24 protein-coding genes, 1 tRNA gene and 1 pseudogene are annotated in these 22,566 nt (G+C 56.6%); 18 read left to right on the forward strand and 8 right to left on the reverse strand.

The genetic code is table 11. The features are described from left to right. Positions 1–127, forward strand: a pseudogene (locus NW828_RS09715) (RNA-guided endonuclease TnpB family protein); the annotation flags it as partial. A gap of 18 nt (positions 128–145) precedes the next feature. On the opposite strand, the gene NW828_RS09720 reads toward NW828_RS09715, so the two are convergent. From NW828_RS09720 to accD, 3 genes are all read right to left on the reverse strand, one after another. Then, complete coding sequence (locus NW828_RS09720) at positions 146–850, reverse strand: class I SAM-dependent methyltransferase (protein WP_414383511.1); 705 nt, start codon at positions 848–850, stop codon at positions 146–148. A gap of 82 nt (positions 851–932) precedes the next feature. Next, positions 933–1,328: an STAS domain-containing protein gene (locus NW828_RS09725; protein ID WP_414374470.1), complete on the reverse strand. Its 396-nt coding sequence runs from the start codon at positions 1,326–1,328 to the stop codon at positions 933–935. A gap of 239 nt (positions 1,329–1,567) precedes the next feature. Beyond that, complete coding sequence (gene accD / locus NW828_RS09730) at positions 1,568–2,512, reverse strand: acetyl-CoA carboxylase, carboxyltransferase subunit beta (protein ID WP_414383513.1); 945 nt, start codon at positions 2,510–2,512, stop codon at positions 1,568–1,570. 124 nt (positions 2,513–2,636) lie between these two features. Between accD and NW828_RS09735 the strand changes: the two genes are divergently transcribed. The 15 genes from NW828_RS09735 to NW828_RS09805 all read left to right on the forward strand — a co-directional run bounded on the left by NW828_RS09735 (position 2,637) and on the right by NW828_RS09805 (position 15,984). Further along, positions 2,637–3,503, forward strand: coding sequence for a tRNA (5-methylaminomethyl-2-thiouridine)(34)-methyltransferase MnmD (locus NW828_RS09735; protein WP_414383515.1), 867 nt, complete (start codon positions 2,637–2,639; stop codon positions 3,501–3,503). Positions 3,504–3,662: 159 nt separating this feature from the next. Beyond that, on the forward strand, positions 3,663–4,295 hold the full coding sequence (locus tag NW828_RS09740) for a hemerythrin domain-containing protein (RefSeq protein WP_414383517.1): 633 nt from the start codon (positions 3,663–3,665) through the stop codon (positions 4,293–4,295). Positions 4,296–4,366: 71 nt separating this feature from the next. After that, complete coding sequence (locus tag NW828_RS09745; RefSeq protein ID WP_414328765.1) at positions 4,367–4,555, forward strand: DUF4089 domain-containing protein; 189 nt, start codon at positions 4,367–4,369, stop codon at positions 4,553–4,555. After that, complete coding sequence (locus tag NW828_RS09750; protein WP_414383519.1) at positions 4,552–5,952, forward strand: AtzE family amidohydrolase; 1,401 nt, start codon at positions 4,552–4,554, stop codon at positions 5,950–5,952. The genes NW828_RS09745 and NW828_RS09750 overlap by 4 nt, the downstream gene beginning before the upstream one ends. 337 nt (positions 5,953–6,289) lie before the next feature. Further along, positions 6,290–7,195 (forward strand): hypothetical protein, encoded by a 906-nt coding sequence (locus NW828_RS09755; RefSeq protein ID WP_414383521.1) that lies wholly within the window; start codon positions 6,290–6,292, stop codon positions 7,193–7,195. A gap of 429 nt (positions 7,196–7,624) precedes the next feature. Continuing rightward, on the forward strand, positions 7,625–8,626 hold the full coding sequence (locus NW828_RS09760) for a zinc-dependent alcohol dehydrogenase family protein (protein WP_414383523.1): 1,002 nt from the start codon (positions 7,625–7,627) through the stop codon (positions 8,624–8,626). 33 nt (positions 8,627–8,659) lie between these two features. Further along, positions 8,660–9,229 carry a hypothetical protein gene (locus NW828_RS09765; RefSeq protein ID WP_414332236.1) on the forward strand — a complete coding sequence of 190 codons (570 nt, stop codon included), beginning with the start codon at positions 8,660–8,662 and terminating at the stop codon, positions 9,227–9,229. A gap of 75 nt (positions 9,230–9,304) precedes the next feature. Continuing rightward, positions 9,305–10,900 carry an AAA family ATPase gene (locus NW828_RS09770; protein WP_414383545.1) on the forward strand — a complete coding sequence of 532 codons (1,596 nt, stop codon included), beginning with the start codon at positions 9,305–9,307 and terminating at the stop codon, positions 10,898–10,900. A gap of 46 nt (positions 10,901–10,946) precedes the next feature. Beyond that, positions 10,947–11,078: a hypothetical protein gene (locus NW828_RS09775; protein WP_414383525.1), complete on the forward strand. Its 132-nt coding sequence runs from the start codon at positions 10,947–10,949 to the stop codon at positions 11,076–11,078. Positions 11,079–11,194: 116 nt separating this feature from the next. After that, positions 11,195–11,848 (forward strand): Crp/Fnr family transcriptional regulator, encoded by a 654-nt coding sequence (locus NW828_RS09780; protein ID WP_414332238.1) that lies wholly within the window; start codon positions 11,195–11,197, stop codon positions 11,846–11,848. Between the two features lie 59 nt (positions 11,849–11,907). Continuing rightward, positions 11,908–11,980 (forward strand) — tRNA-Phe (locus NW828_RS09785). A 204-nt stretch (positions 11,981–12,184) separates the two neighbouring features. Further along, positions 12,185–14,719: a dynamin family protein gene (locus NW828_RS09790; protein ID WP_414383527.1), complete on the forward strand. Its 2,535-nt coding sequence runs from the start codon at positions 12,185–12,187 to the stop codon at positions 14,717–14,719. A gap of 47 nt (positions 14,720–14,766) precedes the next feature. Next, positions 14,767–15,177 (forward strand): KGK domain-containing protein, encoded by a 411-nt coding sequence (locus NW828_RS09795; RefSeq protein ID WP_414383529.1) that lies wholly within the window; start codon positions 14,767–14,769, stop codon positions 15,175–15,177. Between the two features lie 179 nt (positions 15,178–15,356). Continuing rightward, positions 15,357–15,716 carry a KGK domain-containing protein gene (locus NW828_RS09800; protein ID WP_414383531.1) on the forward strand — a complete coding sequence of 120 codons (360 nt, stop codon included), beginning with the start codon at positions 15,357–15,359 and terminating at the stop codon, positions 15,714–15,716. A gap of 13 nt (positions 15,717–15,729) precedes the next feature. Further along, complete coding sequence (locus tag NW828_RS09805; RefSeq protein WP_414383533.1) at positions 15,730–15,984, forward strand: HNH endonuclease; 255 nt, start codon at positions 15,730–15,732, stop codon at positions 15,982–15,984. Between the two features lie 64 nt (positions 15,985–16,048). Here NW828_RS09805 and NW828_RS09810 read toward each other — a convergent pair whose 3' ends face one another. Continuing rightward, positions 16,049–17,017 carry a YgfZ/GcvT domain-containing protein gene (locus NW828_RS09810; protein WP_414383535.1) on the reverse strand — a complete coding sequence of 323 codons (969 nt, stop codon included), beginning with the start codon at positions 17,015–17,017 and terminating at the stop codon, positions 16,049–16,051. A gap of 94 nt (positions 17,018–17,111) precedes the next feature. On the opposite strand from NW828_RS09810, the gene NW828_RS09815 reads away from it, so the two are divergent. Both NW828_RS09815 and NW828_RS09820 read left to right on the forward strand, forming a co-directional pair. After that, positions 17,112–18,647 carry a hypothetical protein gene (locus NW828_RS09815; protein ID WP_414383537.1) on the forward strand — a complete coding sequence of 512 codons (1,536 nt, stop codon included), beginning with the start codon at positions 17,112–17,114 and terminating at the stop codon, positions 18,645–18,647. A gap of 301 nt (positions 18,648–18,948) precedes the next feature. Continuing rightward, on the forward strand, positions 18,949–19,143 hold the full coding sequence (locus tag NW828_RS09820) for a hypothetical protein (RefSeq protein WP_011434196.1): 195 nt from the start codon (positions 18,949–18,951) through the stop codon (positions 19,141–19,143). Here the strand turns inward: NW828_RS09820 and NW828_RS09825 are convergent. The 4 genes from NW828_RS09825 to NW828_RS09840 all read right to left on the reverse strand — a co-directional run bounded on the left by NW828_RS09825 (position 19,140) and on the right by NW828_RS09840 (position 22,363). After that, positions 19,140–20,090 carry an AEC family transporter gene (locus NW828_RS09825; RefSeq protein ID WP_414383539.1) on the reverse strand — a complete coding sequence of 317 codons (951 nt, stop codon included), beginning with the start codon at positions 20,088–20,090 and terminating at the stop codon, positions 19,140–19,142. The genes NW828_RS09820 and NW828_RS09825 overlap by 4 nt on opposite strands. A gap of 26 nt (positions 20,091–20,116) precedes the next feature. Beyond that, positions 20,117–21,376: a 4-hydroxy-3-methylbut-2-enyl diphosphate reductase gene (locus NW828_RS09830; protein WP_414383540.1), complete on the reverse strand. Its 1,260-nt coding sequence runs from the start codon at positions 21,374–21,376 to the stop codon at positions 20,117–20,119. A 217-nt stretch (positions 21,377–21,593) separates the two neighbouring features. Next, entirely contained in the window at positions 21,594–21,920 is a 327-nt protein-coding gene (locus NW828_RS09835; protein ID WP_414383541.1) for a LapA family protein, read from the reverse strand. Beyond that, positions 21,917–22,363 carry a pentapeptide repeat-containing protein gene (locus NW828_RS09840; RefSeq protein WP_414383543.1) on the reverse strand — a complete coding sequence of 149 codons (447 nt, stop codon included), beginning with the start codon at positions 22,361–22,363 and terminating at the stop codon, positions 21,917–21,919. Before NW828_RS09840 ends, NW828_RS09835 begins: the two co-directional genes overlap by 4 nt. Between the last annotated feature and the right edge of the window lie 203 nt (positions 22,364–22,566).

Raw genomic sequence — 22,566 nt, forward strand, 5'->3', positions numbered from 1 at the left:
GAATGGTGCGAATGTGATTGCGCTCTTGGGGGCTGCCGTAAACCAGCCTAGAGGTTCGGGCCTGTTTTGTTCTCTGGTAGGGCAGAGCAGGCTCAGGGCTACTGAAAGCCCGCTCCGTACCGCTTAGCGGTCGGAGCCGGGTAGTTTACGAGATAGGCTTTTCGGCTGCAAGTCGCACAAAGCGATTTTGGTTGTAGAGCTGCTGAGCCACCACTGCGAAACCCACCTTCTCCAGCAACCACACCAGGTCTTCGGCGCTGAAGCGATTGTGCTCGTAGAAGTGGGTAAACTGATCCAGCAGCGTTTCCAAAGGCGTGTCCGACTGGAAGAGTTGGGCCTCTGTATCGGCATCGAAGTAGAGGCTGAGCGGGGCGCGCACCCAATCCACCAGCAAAAATCGCCCCCCCGGCTTGAGTAGACGCAACACCTCCTGCAACAAGCGCAAGGGCTGCACCATCTCGTGCAACACCACCACTGCCTGAGCTGCATCGATGCTGTTGGCCGCAAGCGGCAAGTGAGGGTCGTGCAGGTCGGCCTGCAGCAGCTGGATTCCAGGGATCCCTTTCAAATCTGCCGCCGCTCGCTCCAACATGTAGGGCATCACATCCACCCCGATGAAGTGTCCTCCGGGATAGCGTTGCGCCCACTGACCCAGAGCAAACCCCGGCCCGGTTCCCAGATCCAACAAGCGCGGTGCAGGAGGCAGACAGGGCTCGATGTGCATCTGCCAGAAGTGCCAAAACGCCTCGTTAAAGCGCCCAGGAGCTGTTGCCAGCATGCGCTCGCAGAAGCTGGGGCCACGGTGGTGCTGGTAGAGAAGCTGAAAGGTATCGAGGCCGGTCTGGGGCATGGCCGAAGATTGTCAAACAAAAGATGGTCAAGGGACTGCGAAGAGTGACAAGGGATCCCCAAAAGTAAGGCCTAATGTCGGCCTAACGAGCAGTGGGAGCGCTGGAAAAGTTGGCAATGCCGGTCTCCAGGTCGCTAAAGCAGGTCAGTACCTTTTCCATGGAGGTGAGGTTGAGGACGAGGGCCACACTTTCCGGCACGCAACAAAGGCTAATGTTGCCCCCGGCAGCACGGCACTTGCGCAAAGCCGAGATCAACACCCCCAGCCCAGAGCTGTCCATAAAAGTGACCGATGACATGTCGATCAACATATTGGGATAACCGAAATCTAAAACCTGCTGGAGCAATTGCCGAACTTCTGAGGCGGCCTTGGCATCAAAACGACCTTCCAGGGGCACAATTGCCAGTTTTTGCCCTTGCGGAGTTTCAGCAGTACGGATGCGCAGCTTGAAATCCATCGTTTCCAGTGAAGACCTCATGCCCCACCTTAACACCATCCGCTACCGCCCACCAGGAAATCTTGTGAAGATCCCCAGGGACAGCGCGGCTCCCTCCAAAAACATCTGCCCTCTCGCCCCCAGCTCCTCTCCCAACAAGCCAGAGGGAAGCCGTGTAAACCCATGAAGTAAGAGCCGCCCCAGAGCTTAGCAGGAACTCCATCCCCCGCAGGGAAGGGATCCGGCCTCGGCCACAAATTCCGCATCTTAGGCGGATCTACCTACAGCATAGGTTGCAGGGTTAAAGCCTCCGAGTCTATGGAGGGAAGGGACATGTGCAAACGGGGACGGTGCATAGAGAGCAACTGGGCCAGCCGCTTGCGCAGCTCAGTACGGGGCACAATCGCGTCGATGAGCCCTTGGGCCAGCAGGTACTCGGCGGTTTGGAAGCCTTCTGGCAGCTTGCCCTTGCCGATGGTTTGCTCGATTACGTTGGGCCCGGCAAACCCCACCTGCGCGCCCGGCTCGGCCAGGATCAAATCTCCCAGCATGGCAAAGCTGGCAGTTACCCCGCCATAGGTGGGATGGGTGAGCACGGAGATGAACAATTGTCTGGCGTCGCGGTGCCTTTGTAGGGCGGCTGAGGTCTTGGCCATCTGCATCAGGCTGAGGATCCCTTCCTGCATGCGGGCTCCCCCCGAAGCCGAAAAGAGGATCAAGGGCAGGTGATCGCAGGTGGCCCGTTCCGTGAGGCGGGCGATCTTCTCGCCTACCACCGAGCCCATGCTGCCGCCTATAAAGCGAAAGTCCATCACCCCAATCGCCACCGGGATCCCTTCCAGGCTTCCCAACCCTGTCAGGACGGCATCCTTGAGCTGGGTGCGCTCCTGGTAGGTGGCCAAGCGCTCGGAGTAGGGCTTTTGGTCGAAAAAGTGTAGGGGATCCGTGGGAGCCAGGTGCTCGTCGAGGGGTTGCCAGGATCCGGGATCCAAAAGCTGTTCCAGACGCTCTGGGGCTGTAATGCGGTGGTGATGCCCACAGCTGGGGCAAACTTGCCAGTTTTGCTGCAGATCCTTGGTGTAGGTCAGGGTGTCACAGGCAGGACACTTTTGCCAGAGGCCGTCGGCAATCTCTCTTACCTGACGCTCTTTGTCGAAGGGGCTGCTACCTGTCAGGTTTAGAGAGGTTTGTCTGCGCCGTTCCGCAAACCAATCCAGTAAAGACATAGCCGTTGAAACACCTTTTCTGGCCAGGGATGTTGAGAGCCCTGCCGGTGAGCTGCGAAACACATCTCAACGTTCTCAAGCTATCAAAGAATCGCCCAACTGAAAATAGAGACAACAGCAGGCAATGGAGAGTCGGTGGCAGGTGCTGACCACAGGGGATGGATCCCTGACCTTTTTCTCGGAAGAGTTTGGACAGGCTTTTCACAACGTCAGTGGTGCCGCCCAGGAGGCTTTGGAGAAGTTTGTCCGCCCTTGCCGGCTGGATCGGCTGCCGTTGGAACGGGATCCCGCCCAGCCCATTTGCCTTTTGGATATTTGCTTTGGCCTGGGCTACAACTCCGGCCTTGCCCTAGAAACCATTTGGCAAATCCGGCCCGATTGTCTTGTGGAGGTAATCGGCCTGGAGCGATCCCCGGAAGTACCCCGGCAAGCTTGGCAGGCAGGGGTGGGATCCGACTGGAGCTTTGGGCAAGAATGGCAACACTGGATTGAACAGGGATCCTGGCAATCGGAGCGCTGGCGCGGAACGCTGCTGTGGGGCGATGCCCGGCAAACGGTGTTGCAGGTGCCGCTGGGGTGGGCAGATGCGGTGTTTTTGGATCCCTTCTCGCCTTCTGTTTGCCCAGAGCTGTGGACGGTGGATTTCCTGCGGGCCGTGGCCGAACGGATGCGACCAACCGGCATTTTGGCCACCTATTCCTGTGCAGCGGCGGTGCGAGCGGCTCTGTTGGAAGCAGGGCTTTTCATCGGCTCTACCCCCCCGGTAGGTCGTCCTTGGCCGGGGACAGTGGCCTCGCCCCAACCTGACCACCTGCCGCCTCTTTCCCCCATGGAGTGGGAGCACCTGAAAACTCGCGCTGCCGTGCCCTACCGGGATCCCACCTTGCAAGGGGAGCGATCCCAAATCCGGCTGCAACGCCAGCAGGAACAGCAGGCCTCCTCTTTGGAGCCCACTTCCGCTTGGAAACGCCGTTGGCCCGTGCAAGCCTAGGGAGCGGCAATACCTGGCCGGAGTTCAAATCAGGGCAGCCGTTCTCAGGATTGCCGTCCGGGTGTATACAAAACATCTGGGCCATTTCCGTACCCCTACGCAGGCCATCATTTCTTGACAAAGTTAAGCTGAGATGAAACTTCTCTGCTGTCAACTGCCATGTCTTCTGAGGAGTCCCTCCCGCTGACGCGAGCAACCTCTGCCGGTACGCTGGTTGCCCTTTGTGCTGAACAGCACCGCGTCATCCTGCAGTTTTTGACTCGCCTGTCTCGAGCGCCGGAGTTGGATCTGGAGCAGCGACGCCTCTGTGTACAAAGGTTGCGACAGCGCCTCTCCCGCCACATTCAACTGGAGCGCCATGTTCTCTACCCCCTGCTCAGGTCGGCTCTCCAGGCGGATCTCCACCTTAGCGACCAAATTGAGCGGCTGGAGCAACATCTGCGGGATCAGATCCCGGAGCTGACGCGCTTTTTGCACCAATCAGAGCGCACCCCGCAGCAGGTGGATCCTTCTGCTGCCCTTCACTTCTATCGGCAATTGCGGGCTCAGTTTGATCAGGAGGAGAAAATCTTGCATCCCCTCTTTGCCCAGCATGTTTCTCCCGAAGCAGAGCAGCAGCAGTTGCGTCTGTTCCGCAAACGCCTGCAAGCCAGCGCTGCTTCCAATCGCTCTGCACATAGCCGTCGCGTCGCTCTGGAGGAGCTGGAACGGCAGGCGATAACCCGCCCTGTCTTGCCCAACGAGCGTCTCTGGTCGCTGCAGGGCAACGCTGTGCAGATGGCCGCTCCCTAGTCGACGACGGTCTTGTTGTTGGAGGCTAGTGGTGGTATTTTTGCTGCAATCGGCTCCCTGACCCCAAAACCATGCAGCCCTGGGATCCGGAAACCTACGTCGACCAGATGGCCCAACTGCTGCAACTGCCCCTGCATCCCGACCACCGAGCAGGGGTGATCGAAAATTTTGCCCGCTTTCTGCCCATTGCTCAACAGGTGCTGGAGTTCCCGTTGCCGCCGATAGTTGAGCCAGATCCCACCTTTGACCCCCAGCCATGACCGGGGATCCCCACCTTCTCGGCAGCGCTGACGCGGTCTCTATTGCCAGGGCTGTCCGCCAGGGATCCGTGAGCGCCCAAGCGGTGGTGGCCGCCTGTCTGGAGCGGATTCGCCGGCGGGATCCCCAGCTCAATGCCTTCACAGCCGTGCTGGAGGAATCGGCTCTGCAAGCAGCGGAGCAGGTGGATCGACAGGTGGCTCAAGGGATCCCTGTAGGCCCGTTGGCAGGGGTGCCTTTTGCCGTCAAGAACTTATTTGACGTGGCCGGCCTCACCACCCTGGCTGGCTCGGCGATCAACCGCGAGAATCCCCCGGCCATCCAAGATGCAACGGTGGTGGCTCGTCTCAAGCAGGCAGGGGCAATCTTGGTGGGCACCCTCAACATGGACGAGTACGCCTACGGCTTCGTCACCGAAAACAGCCACTACGGCCCCACCCACAACCCCCACGATCTCAGCCGCAGTGCGGGGGGATCCTCGGGCGGCTCGGCAGCTGCAGTAGCAGGAGGTTTGGTGCCTCTCGCCCTGGGCAGCGACACCAACGGCTCGATTCGGGTACCGGCCTCTTTGTGTGGCGTCTACGGCCTCAAGCCCACCTATGGCCGTCTATCGCGGGCAGGAGCGGCTCTGTTTGCCGCCAGCTTTGACCACGTGGGCCCCTTGGCCCGTTCGGTGGCCGATATTGCCCTCAGCTTCGATGTCATGCAAGGGCCGGATCCCCAAGATCCCGTCTGTACCCGGCGTCCTGTAGATCCCACCTTTGGGCAATTGGGGCAGGGGATCGAAGGCTTGCGCATCGCGGTGGCGGATGATTACTTTGCCCGAGGGGCAGAGCCCCCCATCTTGGCCGGGGTAGAAAAGGTGGCCCAAGCCTTGGGGGTCGGCCAGACTGTGCGGATCCCGGAAGCCCAGCGCGCCCGTGCCGCTGCCTTCCTGATCACGGCTGCTGAGGGAGCCAACCTGCACTTGCCCAACCTGCGAACTCGCCCCCACGACTTTGACCCGGCCACCCGGGATCGCTTTTTGGCCGGAGCCCTGTTGCCTGCCAGTTGGATCCTGCAGGCGCAGCGCTTTCGCCGCTGGTATCGCCAGCAGGTGCAGGCCATTTTTCAGGAGATCGATCTGTTCATCGCCCCCACCACCCCCTGCTTTGCCCCCTTGCTCGGCCAAGAGAAGATGGTGATCGATGGGGTAGAGGTTCTCACTCGGCCCAACCTCGGCCTCTACACTCAGCCCCTCTCGTTTATCGGCCTGCCGGTGCTTTCAGTGCCGTTGCGCGAGAGCGGATCCCTGCCCTTTGGCGTACAACTGGTGGCCGCCCCCTATCAAGAAGCCAAACTGCTGCGGGCAGCCGCCTATTTGGAGAAGCTAGGGATCCCCAATGCCCAGCCGGTTTGAGCCATGAAGAGCCCTACTTTTGCAGCACATCTAGCGCTAGAGCTCGTGGGCATCTTCTCATGAACACTAAATATGTAGATGAACCGGTTGTGTGGTCAAGACAAGATTTCAATTGCTTTTGAGGAGCCGCTTTAGTCTCTGTGTAGCCTGTGGGTAACGTCTGAAGCTGTATTGGGGCAGAATCTTTGGCCTTGGCTCGCAAGAGAGATTGGGGCACCGGATATTAAAGTAAAATTAAGCCCCCAGTTGTTGTATCAAATGCCTCCTTCTCCAGGCTTGGCCAATAGAATGAACAGCATAAAATAGACACGGCACCCCACCTGGACTCTATAACTCTATGGATCATCCTGATTCTGTGGCTCGGCGCTACATGAAACTGTGCGAGGCCTATCTCTCTCTCAACGAAGCCTTCGACAAATTGGATCAGTCCCACAGCCACCTACAGCGCCACTTCAAACGACTCCTTGGCTATTTCAGTGCTGCCCAACAAGCTCTGGTTCAACTGCCGCTCTTGCAACAGCGGATTGAGCAGAGCGACCGCTGGATGAACTCCTTGCGAGAAGAACTGCAAGCCAAAGAAGCCCGGCTTGGCGAGCTAATCGCCAACTACGATCAAGTCTGTGGCGAGCTGGACTCCACCAAAGCAGAACTGTTGAGCGCTCAAGCGCTGATTGAGAAACTGGAAGCCGAAAATGCTCAGGTTTTGGAACGCTTGAGTCGGCTCACCAACATGGAAGAGGAAATGGCAAACTTGGCGGAACAGCTGGCCCAAGCGAACGAAGCTCGTCAGCAGATGGAGGCTCGAAATCGCGAGCTGGAGCGAGCTTTGGGAGACCGGGATCAGCACATTTACAGCCTGCAAGAGCGATTGGCACAATTGGAGCAAGAGATGGCCTTCCTGAAAGCTCAGCGGGATGAGGCCCAGCAAGCTGCACAACTGGCTGTATCTCGCGCTGAGCAGGCGGAAGCTAGGCTGAAGGTGCAAACCGAACAAGTTCAGACTTTGCAAAATAAGCTCCATCAAGCCGAGGAGCAGCTGGCCATGGTAACCCTGAACGAGCTGGAGCTCCTGCTCAGCCATAACTCGATGAACCTCTTGCAAGAAGCGGAGCAGGCTGCGGAAGTAGATGCCCAGGTGCTGGCAAGCGTACCGGCCTCTCTGGCCGAGGCAGAACGCATCCTGCTGGAGATCGACCAGTTCATTTTGGCCTGCTCGGAGCCCATGAAGTCGCAGGCTGCGTGACATACTCCCGACGCTGTAGCTAGCTTCCCGCAGGGTTGCTATGCACACAGCGCGGGCTTCTTAGTGACCCCTGCTATCGCTTCAGACATTTCCTGAGCTTAAGGACTACGTCCCGCTGACGCGAAAAGGACGGGATGCCCCACCGCCCTGTAGAGTAGTGCGTAGTGACTAGTCACTAGTCACTAGCCTTTTTATTGCTTCATGGAGTGGGGTGACGGCTTCGGTTTTGCGTGGGTATGTTGACCCTGCGCATACAGCGCGGGGCTTCTCGGCGGTTTAGCTAAAATAGGCTAGAGAGCAGCTGCAAGACTCCGCAGGGTTGCAAAGCAACACCCCAATGGGGAGATGCCCATCTTCTCATCACCAGAACAAACTCTACCCTGCATCCTTTGAGCGGGCCAACCCAACTGAAGCTGACAACTTGAGCGCATGAAAGCCGTAGTCATGAGTGTGCCCGGCGGGCCAGAGGTTCTGCAGCTCCGAGAAGTACCTGAGCCCCAAATTCGCGGCGAGCGGGAGCTGCGCATCCGTCTGAGGGCAGCCGGCGTCAACCCCATCGACACCAAACTGCGGCAACGGGGCACCTTCTATCCAGAGGAGATGCCGGCCATTTTGGGGTGTGACGGTGCCGGCGTTGTGGAAGCCGTGGGATCCGGAGTTAGGCACTTTACAGTGGGAGACGAGGTGTACTTCTGCCACGGGGGTCTGGGCAGGCAGGCGGGGAATTACGCCGAGCTGATCGTGGTGGACGAGCGTTTTGTGGCTCCCAAGCCCAGAACTCTGAGCTTTGCAGAAGCTGCCGCTGCCCCGCTGGTGCTGATCACCGCCTGGGAAGCGCTGTACGACCGGGGACGTCTCCAGGCCGGCCAAAGTGTGCTCATCCACGGGGGAGCGGGTGGAGTTGGCCATGTGGCCATTCAACTGGCCCGTCTGCGGGGATCCAAAGTGGCCACCACCGTGAGCACCCCGGAAAAGGCGGAGTTTGTCCGTTCCCTAGGCGCCGGCTTGCCCATCTTCTACCGGCAGACAGACTTTGTGCGCGCCGTTTTGGACTGGACAGGGGGAGAGGGGGTGGATCTTGCCCTAGATACCTTGGGCGGCAAGCTATTGGAGCAGACCTTCCCCGCAGTGCGCGTGTACGGAGATATCGTCACCCTGCTGGTCCCGGCCCCAGAGATCGACTGGCGGGTGGCTCGCGACCGCAACTTGCGGGTGGGATTTGAGCTGATGCTCACCCCGATGCTGAAAAGCCTGACCAACGCCCAACAAAATCAGGCGGAAATCCTCAGGCAATGTGCCCGCCTCATCGACCAAGGCCAACTGCGGATCCAGCTCAGCCACACCTTTCCTCTGGCCGAAGCGGCTGCCGCCCACCGGTTGCTGGAGCAGGGATCCGTTCTGGGCAAAATTGCCTTAACCATCCCCGAGTAGGCATGCTGGAGAAAGCCCGTTGAGGATCTGCCCATGGTTGCTCCTCTCACCCCCCACCTGCTGGAGAACGAGAGCTTCTACGAAAATGCCCTCTGCTGGCTAGGGCGACCCCAGACGGCCTATCGACTGTTGAGCGAAGCAGTTTTTCCTGCCATCTCCTCTTGGGTGCGGGGGGAGGTAGATAGCCACTCTTTTAACCACTGGCAACTGGAGGATGTGCGCACCTTTCTGTATCCGGTGGTGGCTCTGGGGGATCAAGAAACCCTTGTTCTCTCCAGTGAAGCCCTGCTCCTCTGCGGCATCGGCAACTATTACAACCCCTGTGACTTGGCCATTGTGGTGTTTGTGCAGCAGCCCCAAGAGCTGTTCAGCCAACTGATGCAGCGCATTCGCCGGGCCGAAGCCACTATCAGCCGCGGGCCAGACGTGCGCATGCTCTCGGAACAGGTAAACCTGGCCAAGCGCGGACAAGACTACATCAACACCAAATATCTGGTCTGGCCCTACGCTCTTTCCGGTGCTGCTCAAGATACGCTAATTCAGCAGGGGATCAGCCTCATCCGTCTTTCCCCCCAAGAAGCCGCCTTGCCCTTTAAGGAATAGGTGGAGGACAATCTGCTCTGTCGGCGGAAGATAGGGATCCCCGTCCAAGCCCTTTTTCCATCTCTATCGTTTTTCATGGTCGATACCCACCTGCCCCCCTTGATCCAAGCGATGCTGGATCCCGCCTTCTACCCTCATCCGGTACAGGATCCCATTCGGCTCATTCAAACCCACATTTCCTATATTCTGCTGACAGGCGACTATGCCTATAAAGTGAAAAAGCCTTTGGACTTTGGCTTTTTGAACTTCACCACTCTGGAGAAGCGACGCCACTTTTGCCAAGAAGAGCTGCGCATGAACCAGCGCGGTGCTCCCGGCCTTTATCTGCAAGTTTTGCCCATTGTCCAGACCGATGGCCGATTTCAGTTCAACAGCAGCGGCGAGCCCATAGAATACGCTCTGCAAATGCGGCAATTTCCCCAAGAGCAACTGTTCAGCAACCTGTTTGAGCGGGGAGAGCTAACGCCGTCCTTGATGGAGGAGCTGGGGCGGGTGGTGGCGACGTTTCATGCCCAAACCGAGACCAACGACTACATCCGCAGCTTTGGCCGGCCAGAACGGGTGCGAGAAGCCTTTGACGAGAATTACGCCCAAACCCAGCGCTACGTCGGCGGCCCACAAACAGCCCAGCAATATCGAGAAACCCAAGCCTACACCGATCGCTTTTTTGCTGAGCGGCAGGAGCTGTTTCAACAAAGAATAGAACAAAACCGCATTCGTGAATGCCACGGAGACCTGCACCTAGGCAACATCTGTTTTTGGGAAGGGAAGATCCTGCTTTTTGATTGCATCGAGTTTAATGAAGCCTTCCGCTTTGTGGATGTCATGTACGACATATCCTATGGGGTGATGGATTTGGATGCCCGCCATCGCCCCGATCTGGGAAACGCCTATTTGAACACCTACCTGGAAGAAACCGGAGATTGGGAAGGGTTGAAGATCTTGCCTATTTACCTCAATCGGCAGGCCTACGTGCGGGCCAAGGTCACCTCTTTTTTGCTGGAGGATCCCACTGCAGCAGAGGAAGCCAAGGCCACAGCCTTTAGCACCGCCGCCCGCTATTACCGTCTTGCCTGGGAATACACCCTCCCCAAGCAGGGGCAATTGTTCCTGATGTCAGGATTGTCGGGATCCGGCAAAAGCACGGTAGCCCGCCACTTGGCCCGTCAGCGGGGAGCCATTCACATTCGCTCCGATGCGGTGCGCAAGCATTTGGCCGGGATCCCTCTGCGGCAACGGGGGGGGCCGGAGGTTTATACCCCGGAGATGACCGATAAAACCTACCGCCGCTTGGTGCAGTTGGGAGTAGAGCTGGCCCAGGAAGGCTACACCGTGATTCTGGACGCCAAGTTTGACCGGCAAGCCCTGCGGGGGATGGCCATTGATCAGGCCCAACGCCAAGGGATCCCACTGCGCATCCTCCACTGCTACGCCCCTGAACCTGTTTTGCGGGAGCGCCTGCAACGCCGCAGCCCAGCTCCTCAACCCCTCTTGGCCCCAGCCGGCTGCATCGATGGGGATCAGCAGCCCTCTGCCGACATTGCTGATGCCACCGCCGAGATGCTCTCCCAACAGCAGGCCCACTGGCAGGATTTTTCCGAGTCGGAACGGCCTTTTTTAAAGGTTTTGGATACCAGCCAAGATTGGCAATCTCAACTTCAGCAGGTCTAGATCTCGACTCAAACTGCACAAAGTCGAGAGAATTAACATCAGCAAGATGGATTTTGCCGTTTCTGGGTTAGAGAATGGCAGCAGCTTTTTTGGGCAGGGATCCCTTTCCAAAGTAGCGGTAAAAATTGGGTCTAAAGCCCTGCCCTATCGCTACGCAGTTCGCCCTGGCGGGCTGTAGGCTGGGGAGCAGGGGGGCTTTCCAGGCCTACCCTTTTCCCATCCCACTCAACCAGAACCAACCCCGTGCAGGAGGATCCAACGGTGAGCGATGTAACTCCAGATGACCTTCGCCTGATGCTCCTGTTCGAGGGCTTTCCTCCTGAGAGGCTAGAGCCGCTGGCCGGGCAAATGTCGTTGCGCTCCCACCCAGTCAATCAGGCCATCTTGTTACAAAATGACTGGGGTAACGCCGTTTATTTCATCCTGGAAGGGTGGGTCAAGATTCGCACCCATGATCTCGAAGGCCGGGAGATCACCCTCACCATTCTTGGCCCAGGAGAAATCTTCGGGGAGATGGCTGCTTTGGATGAAGCACCTCGCTCTACCGACGTTGTAGCTCTAACCGCCACCAAAGTCGGTTGTCTGTCGGCCCAACACTTCCTGGCTTTTTTGGCTTCTGATCCTCAGGCCGGCATCCGCCTTGCTCAGCTCATGTCGCGCCGCTTACGGCAGATCAACCGTCGTCTGCAGTTGCGCGAGGCCAGCAGTACGGCCCGTGTTGCCGATATCCTGCTGTTCTTGGCCGAATCTCGTGGCCGGGTTAGCCGGAGTGGTGTAGAGATCCCCAACTTGCCCCATCGGGAGCTGAGCAGCCTCAGTGGCCTGGCTCGGGAAACGGTCACTCGCGTTCTGTCTAAGCTGGAGCAAGAGGAGCTGATCCGCCGGGATCGCAACCGAGATGTTCTCTGCATCCCCCAGATGGAGGCTTTGGAGAAATTGATTGGCTAAATTGGGGGCGCCACCAGTTGTCAAAACCCCCCTCGACATTGTAAGATAGTAGGTCCAGAGCCGGGATAGCTCAGTTGGTAGAGCAGAGGACTGAAAATCCTCGTGTCACCAGTTCAAGTCTGGTTCCTGGCATCTGGTATGAGTATGCTGAGGCGGGCTTGGGTCAACGACCTAAGCCTTTTTGCTATGTCGGTCTGGGGAGTTCTGCTCTTCTCTCTTCACGTGTATGCACATATAGCCACACAGCTCCGGGACTGAAGAAAATTGTTGTAGGAATCCTCACCTCAAGCATAGGCAAGTTATAATCCCGGCAGCCTCTGTGGAGATTGCTCTCTTATGTCTGTAAAGCTCCTGCCTCAGTGTGAGAACTTGAAAGAGCAGGTTGAAGCTATCCTGCAACTCTGGCATCAGGATTCCACTTTTTCAGGCAAGCAAGATACCACTCGGATTCAAGCTTCCCTCAGCAAAGCTATTTCTCCAACTTTCGAGATTGTTTTTGCCGGTGCTTTCAGTGCTGGCAAGTCTATGCTAATCAATGCCCTCTTAGAAAGAGAGCTTCTCTACAGCGCCGAAGGGCACGCCACAGGGACAGAGTGCTACATCGCCTACGCAGAGCCGAATGCGGAGAGGGTAGTGCTCACTTTTCTTAGCGAGCAGGAAGTGCAAGAACAGATGACCGCCTTCTGCGCTTTCCTAAACTTGGCTCCGTCACTCAGCAGGCTGGAAGACACTGCACTGAATCCCCTGAAGGAGCGTGCTGAGGCTATTATTCAGCAGGAGGGAGGCAAAAGCAAGTCAGAGCGGGCGAAGCAGGCGGATGCACTTCGCTTGTTGATTACAGGTTTCCAGCAGAACCGGGACAAAATTCACCCTACCGAGAACAAAGTTTTCTCAATGGAGCAGCTCAACTTCGGCAACCTAAGAGAAGCTGCGGGTTTTGCCCGGCGCGGTGCCAATAGCGCAGTTCTCCGAAAAGTCGAATACTACTGCCACCACCCCTTGCTGGAAGATGGAAACGTTATTGTCGATACTCCTGGGATCGATGCTCCAGTCAAAGCAGATGCAGAGCGCACCTATCGAAAAATTGCCGATCCGGATACGTCTGCAGTTGTTTGCGTTCTCAAATGTGCTGCAACAGGCGAACTAACCAAGGAAGAGACAGAACTTATTGAACACATTCAAGGTAATGACAGCATCAGGGATCGCGTCTTCTATGTGTTTAACCGGATTGATGAGACTTGGTACAACGCACAACTAAAGCAGAGACTAGAAAACATTATCGACCAGCAGTTTCGTCAACTCCGCGTATTTAAGACAAGCGGCCTTCTCGGCTTCTATGGTTCCCAGATCAAGGCAACTACCCCCGAGGATCGATTTGGACTGGATACAATCTTTTCAGAAAGCATCAAAGAATTGGGTGGTGAGGAAGAAACGCCCCAGTTTGTCAGCGAGTTTAACAAGTACTGCACGTCAGGTAGGTTGGTTGGATCCCCGTTCCGCCCTTCTGTACATGGGTACGACACACCCATAAATAACTACGTTCGGATTCTGAGGGAGTGGGGAAAACCTTTGATTGAGTATATGATTAAAGATAGCGGTATTGAAGACTTTCGGGCTGGGATCACTCGTTATTTAACGGAAGAAAAGCGGCCACAGCTATTTTCCGCGCTGGCCGATGATTTGCAACCTCTCTGCATCGAGATGAGGAAGTCCTATCTAGATCTCTACCGAGACATTGATAGCCAGCCCAAAGAGATTGACAGCATGATTTCCTATGAGCTGACGCTGATCAATCAGCAGCTAGCCAGTATTGGCCGAGAGTTTGACGAGCATATCCAGACAGTAGTCAATAAAGTTATTAACGGAGAAAACAAAGAATTTGAGAACGATTTCCATAAATTGAAGACTAGGATGGTACGGAGGCTAGATGAGCTTTTGGATACTTTTTCGTTGGACAATGTTTACAGTCAAGCCGTTCGCATTCGTCCCCGCAACTCCACAGCTCCATTCTTAGCTGTATTGGTCGAAGCCTTTTATTATTTGTCCAACCATCTAGAGGACATCCTGGTAGAATCAGCCAGCACGCTTGTAGAGAACTTCTTTCGTCGCCTTGTTGATGAAGTTCGCAGCTCGAGCTACTACAGGCAGTTGTTTCGCCTACTGGGATCCGATGGGGACTTGGAGAAAAAGCTTCTTTCGGTTAGAGATGTAACTTTGAGCTCTCTTGTCAATGGTGCCCGAAAAGAGTGCGACCGCTACCTCAGAGAAAGCCCCCGCTTCTATGAGGAAGGAACATTCTCGATCTACCAGTTTCGAGAAGTCCTAAAACAAACCAGCCAATCATACGACATCTCTGCCATTCAAGACGCAGAGCCTGGAATCCGACAATTACTCAAGCTTGACTTCGAGCAGAAAGTTAACCAGACAGTGCGTTCTAGCTTCCGACAAGAGACCAACAATACTCTAAAAACTCAGCTATTGCCGGTTGCCAAGCAAGTAGCCGATGAGATTTTGCAAAAGTACCCAGAAGCAAAGCAGTTCATGGAAGCAACTCTCAGAAAAGAGGCTGAAGAGAAAATTGCGCTTAACCAACAGCGGCTGAAAGAACTGGAGGCAAGCATAGACAAGTACAACCAAGCTGTTTCTGGGATCAACCTCTGCCTGCAGGCTTTGGGCCTCAATCGCGAGATGCTGCCCTTGATTACTCGTCCTGAGCCTTCCTCTGTTGGTGAGTCAGTTCAGATTTTGGCAAGTCTTCCTGAACAGCAAGTAGGTGACAGCAATGCAAGCGAAGCAGTCGCTCTTGGTCGTTCTACACCCATAGACGAGAGTTTTCCAGAGTTGGATAGCATCCTCGATGATCTGAGATAGAGCGGCTTGTCTTTGTTTTTGGCCTTTCACTTGATCCAGATAAAGTCATGGGATCCAAATCAATACCTCTACAGCAGCACCCAGAAGGGATCCTCTCTGTAAGGGAGAAAACTTTCAAGGTTGCCAACTTGGTCAAAGCAGCCCAAGAGGACTTGACCAAGAAAGAAGAGCTGCATCGCTTGTTCATTGCGGCCTTGAGATCCTCAGGGATCCTGCCGCCGGAAGACTTGCTCAACATTGCCAGTAGCCTTCTTGCTCCCAAGCCAGAAGAAAAATTGTTGCAAGAAGCGAAGTGGTTTGGGCAGGGACTTGCTTGTCAGCTCTTGGTGCCGGGCAAGAAGGATTGGGAAAAAGGCAGAGTCAGATTGCGGATCATTGTAGAGTTTGAGCCAGAGGATACAGTCTCAGAGGGCGGCAGTGGATCCCCTCTGGATGACCTTCGCGGAGGTGAGGAATAACTTAACTGGAAAAATGCACCAGGAGGTTGATCAAGTGCCAGATAATCTTTCTGAACAAGCTCAAGATTGCTTTAGCGAGCTCGACAGCCCTCCAGATCAGGAGGCATTCGATCTCTTTTGGATGACACTCGGGAAGATGTAAGCTCATAAAATGAACTGGTTAGAGCGGAGTTCGTACCATGGCTGAGCCAATGCTTTTCAAATCTGCTGATACACAGACTGTTGTTCAAGTTGGTGACCAGGTTTATCTCCCAAACACTTTGCATGAAGTGATCGTCTCTTTTCTCCTAAGCAACAGAGATTCAATAAACAAATACCTTGAGTCTAAGAAAATTAGTACTGATATAATAAGCCTAATAAGCGGGATAAGTTCTCGACTATTGCGACCCGGTCGAGGATGGGTTTCTGGACAAATATCGATTAAAATCTGCCTGGAGTTTGTTCCCGAAGATCAAACTTTGGCTTCTGAAGCCCTAGATCAAGATCACGTTTCCATTGACGCTGCCGCCTCTCCTTTAGATGACTTGCGGGCCACTTAGGTTTTGATCGGCCATGAGGGAAACAAGAACGAGTCAGCGCATCTTCATCCCAGCATCTGTGCGGGAGTATGTCTTCCAAAGAGATGGCTTCCGCTGCCGCGGTTGCGGAAAATCGCCTCCAGAGGTTCAGCTTCAGATCGATCACATCATCCCCATTTCCCAAGGGGGCAGTAACGATATCAGCAATCTGCAAACGTTGTGCAAAACCTGTAACCGACGCAAAAAGGATCGACGGGATCCCCGCTTTCGCCGTCACTTTGACTGGTAAGTTCTTAATCCTTTGCCCATTTTCTCTCTACAAAGCAGGAGAGCTTTCTGCCGCAAAAATAATGCTAGACAATAGGCGGGAAGCTGGAAAACGGCATTCGGGTCAGGACTCCCGGCGCTGAGCCGACTTCAACTTCCAGCCCCTCGGCAGGATCGAATTTGGTGCGCACGTATCCCAATCCCAGGTACCCTTGCGAAGTCAAGCCCGCGCTGGTCAGTAAACCAATCTTTTCCCCCTGCCGCAAAATCTCTGTGCCAGGACGAGCTTCTCCTTGAAGGCGGATCCCCCACAAAGTTTGCCGAATGCGCCGGTAGGTTACCTGCTTGGCCAAGACTTCCTGGCCAACGTAGCAACCTTTGTCAAGGGAAACAGCTCGCCACAGGCCGGCTTCCAGAGGGTTGTAGTCTGAGGTCAGCTCTTGGTCGGCGGCAGGTCGACCCGCTTCTAGGCGGAGGACTTCCCACAGCTCAGGTGGGGCCAGCTTGGCTCCGGCTTGGAGCAAGCATTCTTCAAGAGCGACTTTCTGGTCAATGGTGCCCCAGAGGGTAAACCCCGGCTGGGCAAGACCCGTGCCACAAGCCAGATGGACAGGGATCCCCTGGATCTCCACGGCGCAGTGCTCATTGAGCCTGGTCGGAATCTCTTCTGAGCTCACCACTTGCTCCAGGAGAGCCTGACTCTGGGGGCCGAGCAACCCAAAACCAAAGGTCTGGTCCGTCTCATCTTTCAACTCTGCTCCCCGCACCAAAGGCAGCATACGCCCCAAACTCTGCATCAGCAGGCTGCGCCGCTGGGGCGAAGTCCAGATCCAGCAGTCTTCTTCTCCCACGTACACCGTTGCCAGATCCAGGATGCCGGCGGTGGGAGTTACGAAAACCGTGTCGGCCCCTTGCCCTGGCTTGAGGGCCTTCAGATTTTGGGTGCTCTGGCTGTGCAGATAGTCTAAGCCTGGGGATCCCTTCATGCGCAAACGGCCCCACCCGGAGCGATCCAGAAGCAGGGATCCCGTGGAAACAGCAGCTAGAAGAGACATCGCTCACCCCAGAGATGGGCTTTGGTTTTCTTCTCTACCCTAGAATAGGCTAGTTCACCCTACCGTCTGTGGCAGACCCCCGGCGTACTGAACTGTGATTGAGGTTGAAGTCCACCAACAGTTGCGGCAGCTTTTGCGGCAGTCTCCCGAAGCCCTGTGGCCCCACCAGTTGACGATGGCTCGCATGGTGGCGCGAGGGTTGCGGTTGGGTCGCAGCACCTTGATCCAGGTGCCTGCTGGGGGTCAGCACCGCCTCAGTTATCTGCTGCCGGCCCTGATGTGGCCCAACCCCACCTTGCTCTGCGCTACAGCTCCTGTGCAGGCGCAAATTTTGGGGGAAGAGATCCCCTGGCTACAGCACACCCTGCAGTTGCATAAGCCCGTCCTGCAAAAAGACCGTTGGCCGGATCCCGATTTCCAGGGGTTGCTGTTGGTGGATCCCCTGGATTGGCTGCAAGCTCGCTTGAGAAAGGGATCCTCGCAAGTGCCGACAGGGATCCCTCTGATCCTCGACGGAGCCGAAGACCTGGAAGATTGGGCCTACCAGGCGCTAACGGTGACCCTGGAAGCCAGCCATTGGCAACAGCTCCGGCAAATCTTCCCTGCCGAGGCGGAGCAGCTCTCCCAGGTTCAGGTCAATTTGTCCCTTCAGCTTTTGCGGCGGCCTCTTTCCCGCTGTCTGCTTCATGCGGATGAACAGGTTCACCTGGATGCTGTGCTGTCTTTGGTGACAGGCTACCCCGGCTGGCTGCCGGATCCCTGGGATCAAATCCGCCGGCGGCTCAGCTCTGAGGGGGATCCCGTCTCCAAATGGATTTGGTGGGCCGAAACCGACCGAGAAACCGGTCGCCTCACCCTTCACCACAGCCCGGCGGCTCTGCAGGATTGGTTGGCCCCCATTTGGGCCACACAGCCGGTGGTGATTATTGGGGAAGCGCTGGATCTGGATCGCCAGGCGGAAACCTATCGGCGACGGTTGGGCTTGCCGGATCTGACGCCGCTGCGGTTTGCCTCAGGCGAGGGTTGGCCACGTTCTGGCGGGGCGGAGCTTTCCCTTTACTTGCCGCGCCTCCCCCTGCCCAACAGCCCTCTATTTCAGGATCACCTGCTGCAAGAGCTGAAAAAGCTGATCCCTCAGGCGCAGGGCTTTGTGGTGGTGTTGGTGTCGGATCAACCTCTGCAGGCACAGGTGGGGGCGGCTTTGGCTGCCGAATTCGGCTCGCGGGTGCGGGTAAACAGCCCTTTTCCGGGCGAAAAGGGCATTTTGGTCTGCGACTGGCCCTACTGGCTACACCACAAGGCCGGCTTGCCGCGCCCGGAACTGATGGTGATCACCACTTTGCCCTTCCCTTCTGTGGAAGACCCAAGGGTGGCCGGACGGGTGCAATATCTGCAACGCACCCAGCAGGACTGGTTTCGTCAGTACCTTTTGCCGGTGGCTGCTGCCCAGTTGCAACGGGCCGTCGCGCCTCTGCGGCAAGGCTCTGATTCGGGAGAAGACCCCAGCTCCCCCACTCGATGGGTGGCTATTTTGGATAGCCGCATTATCGTCCGCAGCTACGGCGTCTCTCTTCTCAATGCCTTGGGGCCAACTTTACGGGTCGAGCAGCGCAGCCAATTGTTCGTTTAGGGATCCCTGGGCCTCTTGCTCGAGTTGATGGGATGTATGGTCATTTTAAACAGGAATGAAACATTTCTGTCCAGCTCCTCTCTCCCTCTGGGAGAAGGTCTGGGGGTGGCCGCGGAAGCAGCGCGGAACGCCTGGGGAGTGTCTCAATCTAGTTTGGAATGACTATATTGAGGATTTTTTGGCTTGAGCGACTGAGAGAAGGCTTGCTCAGCATAGAGGGGAGATTTGTATCCTAGAGAGCCAAAGTCAACTGGGATCCAAGCTATTCTGAGGGTGAATCACTCCTACTCACCTTCTTCTCATGATCAGTCCTGCTCTCAGCTCCGATACAGCACTGCGCACGCAAGCAGTTTGGAAGCCATTGCGGCAGGCCATTGTGGAAAGCTCGGGTTTTCGGGGATGGCTCCAGGGCCGGGAGTTGCCCACTCAGGAAGCAGAGCTGGATCAACTGGTGCATAGCTACCTCGAGCAAACCTTGTCTCACCTGGCCTATTAGGATCCCCAGAGTCCCAGCCAGAGGGGCAAGGTCAGCAAGGCGGCCAAGTACCCCACGGCCAAGGCAGTTACGGTAATTTCCCGATCCAAGTCGTATTCTTCCGTGAGCACCAGGGTGGCGATGGCGGGGGGCATACCGCTCTGCAGGACCAGCACCAGCTTGGCCAGAGGCGGGTAGGGGGTGAAGGCAAGGCCGATTCCCACCAAGAGCGGCACAATCACAATTTTGATCAAGAGGGCCACTCCGGCGGCAAGAAAGGATCCCCAGCGCTTCACCTGGGCCAGCCGCATCCCCAGGATCATCAAGCTGAGCGGGATCATGCTCCAAGCAAAAGCCGCCAACGCTTGAGAGAGCCAACCCGGCAGAGGTTCGCGCGTCAGCAGCAGGCCCATCGCAAACGACCAGAGGGCAGGGGTGCGCAGAATGTGGAGGCCCACCTGCCAAGGCTGAGCATGGGAACTGCCGTGGCGGCTGGCCACCCACACGCCAAACCCGTAGGCCATGAACAGAGTGCCCAGCAGATCGTAGAACAGGGCCCAGCCAAAGTAAGCCCTTCCGGCCACAGCCAGACAGATGGGATAGCCCAAATACCCGGTGTTCCCCAGAGTGGCGGTCAGGTGAAAGCTGCCCTGCTGTGCGCTGCTCCAACAGTTGGGGACATCCCCCACACCACGGTGCTGCCACCACAGCCAGGCGCTGGTCAAGGCAAACCCCAGCCCCACCGACAGCCAGCAGATCAGGGGAGCAACCCAGATTTGACCCGACAGATCCACTCCCTGCATAAACCCAACAATGCTGAGGGGCACTCCCACCCAGAACATGAACCGCCCCAAAGCATGAGGATCCAGCCAACGCTTCCAGTCGCCGGGCAGCCCCTTCTGGAGAAAAAAACCCAGCAGCGTCCAGCCCAGCAAGGGAGGATAAACCTGAAAAAGGGTGTTGAGCACGCTCAAAGGGAAGAGGGAAGGGATCCCTAGGCAGGGATCCGCCGAGGTTCTTCACGCAGGGCGAAGATGCGTTGAATCACCTCTTCAACAACGCGGTCTGGGGTAGAGGCACCGGAGGTAATGCCGATTTGCACCGGCCCGGCGGGCAGCCAACCTTCGGTAACTGTCGGGTCTTGGTGAAGGGGCTTGTGGCGGATGCGGTTGTTGAGTTGGATGCAGTCGGGGCCATCGATGTGGAAGGAAGGCAAGCCCTTGGCCAGGGCAATTTCCTGCAGGTGGGTGGTATTCGAGGAATTAAACCCCCCGATCACCACCACGACATCCAAAGGTTGCTCCAGCAGCTCGAACATGGCGTCCTGCCGCTCTTGGGTGGCATTGCAGATGGTGTTGAAGCTCATGAAGTGATTGTCCAACTCCTGGGGGCCATATTTGCGCAGCATGGTGGTCTCAAAGAGCTTAGCAATGGCGCGGGTCTCCCCCTCTAGCATGGTGGTTTGGTTGGCGATGCCGATCCGCTCCAGATCGCGATCCGGATCAAAACCGGGGGAAGTGGCCTTGCCGAAGCGCCGCCGAAATTCTGCCGCATCTCCGCCCTGCAAAATGTAGCGGGCGACCCATTCCGCTTCTTCCAGGTTCAGCACCACCAGATATTTTTCGGCAAAGGAGCTGGTGGCTACGGTTTCTTCGTGGTTGTACTTGCCGTGGATGACAGAGGTAAATTGGGCCGCGCGGTGCTTGTCCACTTGGTTCCACACGCGGGAAACCCAGGGGCAGGTGGTATCGACGATCTCATTGCCCTGCGACCGAAAAAACGCCATTTCCGATGCACTTGCCCCAAAAGCAGGCCAAATCACCACATCTTGGGGCCGGATCTGAGAGAAGTCCTTCTTGCCGTCTGGGCCTTTCTCCACAAAGCGGATCCCCATCTCCTTCAGGTGCTGGTTTACCAGAGGGTTGTGGATGATCTCGTTGGTGATCCACAGTTGCCGATCCGGAAAGCGTCGCCGCGCTTCATAGGCATATTCCACCGCCCGTTCCACACCCCAGCAAAAGCCAAAGGCTTTGGCCAGGTGAATGGTGATGTCACCCCGCTGATAGCGGTAAGCCTGGGCGCGGATTTGCTCCACAAGGGGGCTTTTGTAGGTGGTTTGCAGCTCCAGTTGAGCTTGATCCTTGTGTTCTTCAAACCCCTTGGCGAAGTAGGTACTGGATCCGCGCAGGGCTTTGCGCAGGGCCCGTGGGTCTTGGGGAGAGCTATCCGGGGAAGTAGGTTGGAAATAAGCCATGGTTACGGTTGGAGATACGCACTGATCAAGCAGACGGCGAAGGGATCCTGATCTCAGCTTACGCCCAGTCTCGCATCGGTGGGCCATTCCAGCATGCTTTCCCTAGGGCCAGCGACAAGATTGTCAAGTCAACTATAGAATTGCAGGTAGAATTGCAGGGGATCGAAGCTGTTGAGCCAAAGCCAGAAAGCAGAGGGATCCCTTTGGCAATTGTGCGTTATTGGGGCGGTTGATCCTGCATTTCCAGTTGGCGCACCCGTTCCTGTAATTGGCGGGCGGTGGCAGAAAAGCTGCGCCCAGGCCAGAGGAGAGAGCCCAGCCCCACCGTCAACAGGCCCAGGCCGACGGCCACGGCGATGAGGAATCCCAAGGGCAGCTCCACCGAGCGCCACATCAAGAAGTGTACGGTCAGGGTGGTGGGGTTTTGTCCGGCCAGGACTGCCACTCCCACAGCCAGCAGCAGTGTCAAGACCAGGTTGAACAGCAGCAACATCAGGGATCCCGTCACAACAGTTCCATTCTGCCTTGTGGGGGGGTGGCTCAAGCCCGCACACTCCCGTCGGGTAGGGTGGCTCCGCTGAGGTCAGCGCCGGTCAGCACTGCTCCGCCGATTTTTGCCCCGCTCAGATCGGCTCCCTGCAGTTGTGCACGGGTTAGCTTGGCTTCCCAAAGGTAGGCACCGTGCAAGTTGGCTTCCCGCAAGTCGGCAAAGCTGAGATCCGCGCCGATCAAGTTGGCTTCCCAAAGATTGGCCCCGCGGAGGTTGGCCCCAATCAAGTTGGCCGAGCTGAGATCGGCGCCGCGCAAATCGGCTTCCTGCAGGTTAATGCCACTCAGCTTGCCAAAGGAGAGGTTGGCCCCTCTCAGATTCACCCCTTGCAAGTTGGAGCGCACCAAGTCCACCCCCACCAGGTTGGATTCTTGAAAGTTGCGCTCGCCAGAGGCATATTCTGTCAGCAGCTCGTCAGCAGTTGTCACTCGGGGCATGGCCGGATACTGCCATCCGTGCGTTAAGCTTAACAATTTCTGGCTGCTCAACGGGGTACTGATGACCGCTGCGAAAGACCTACGAAACGCTAACAAACACTTCCAGAGTGTTCAGTGCCTGTCGCGTCTGATACATTTACGCTGAACACTGCTGAACATCACTGTTCAACTATGCAGCGATAGCATTCTGTTTGTTTCCAAAC

Source organism: Synechococcus sp. W55.2 (genome assembly GCF_047461635.1).
Lineage (GTDB): Bacteria > Cyanobacteriota > Cyanobacteriia > Thermostichales > Thermostichaceae > Thermostichus.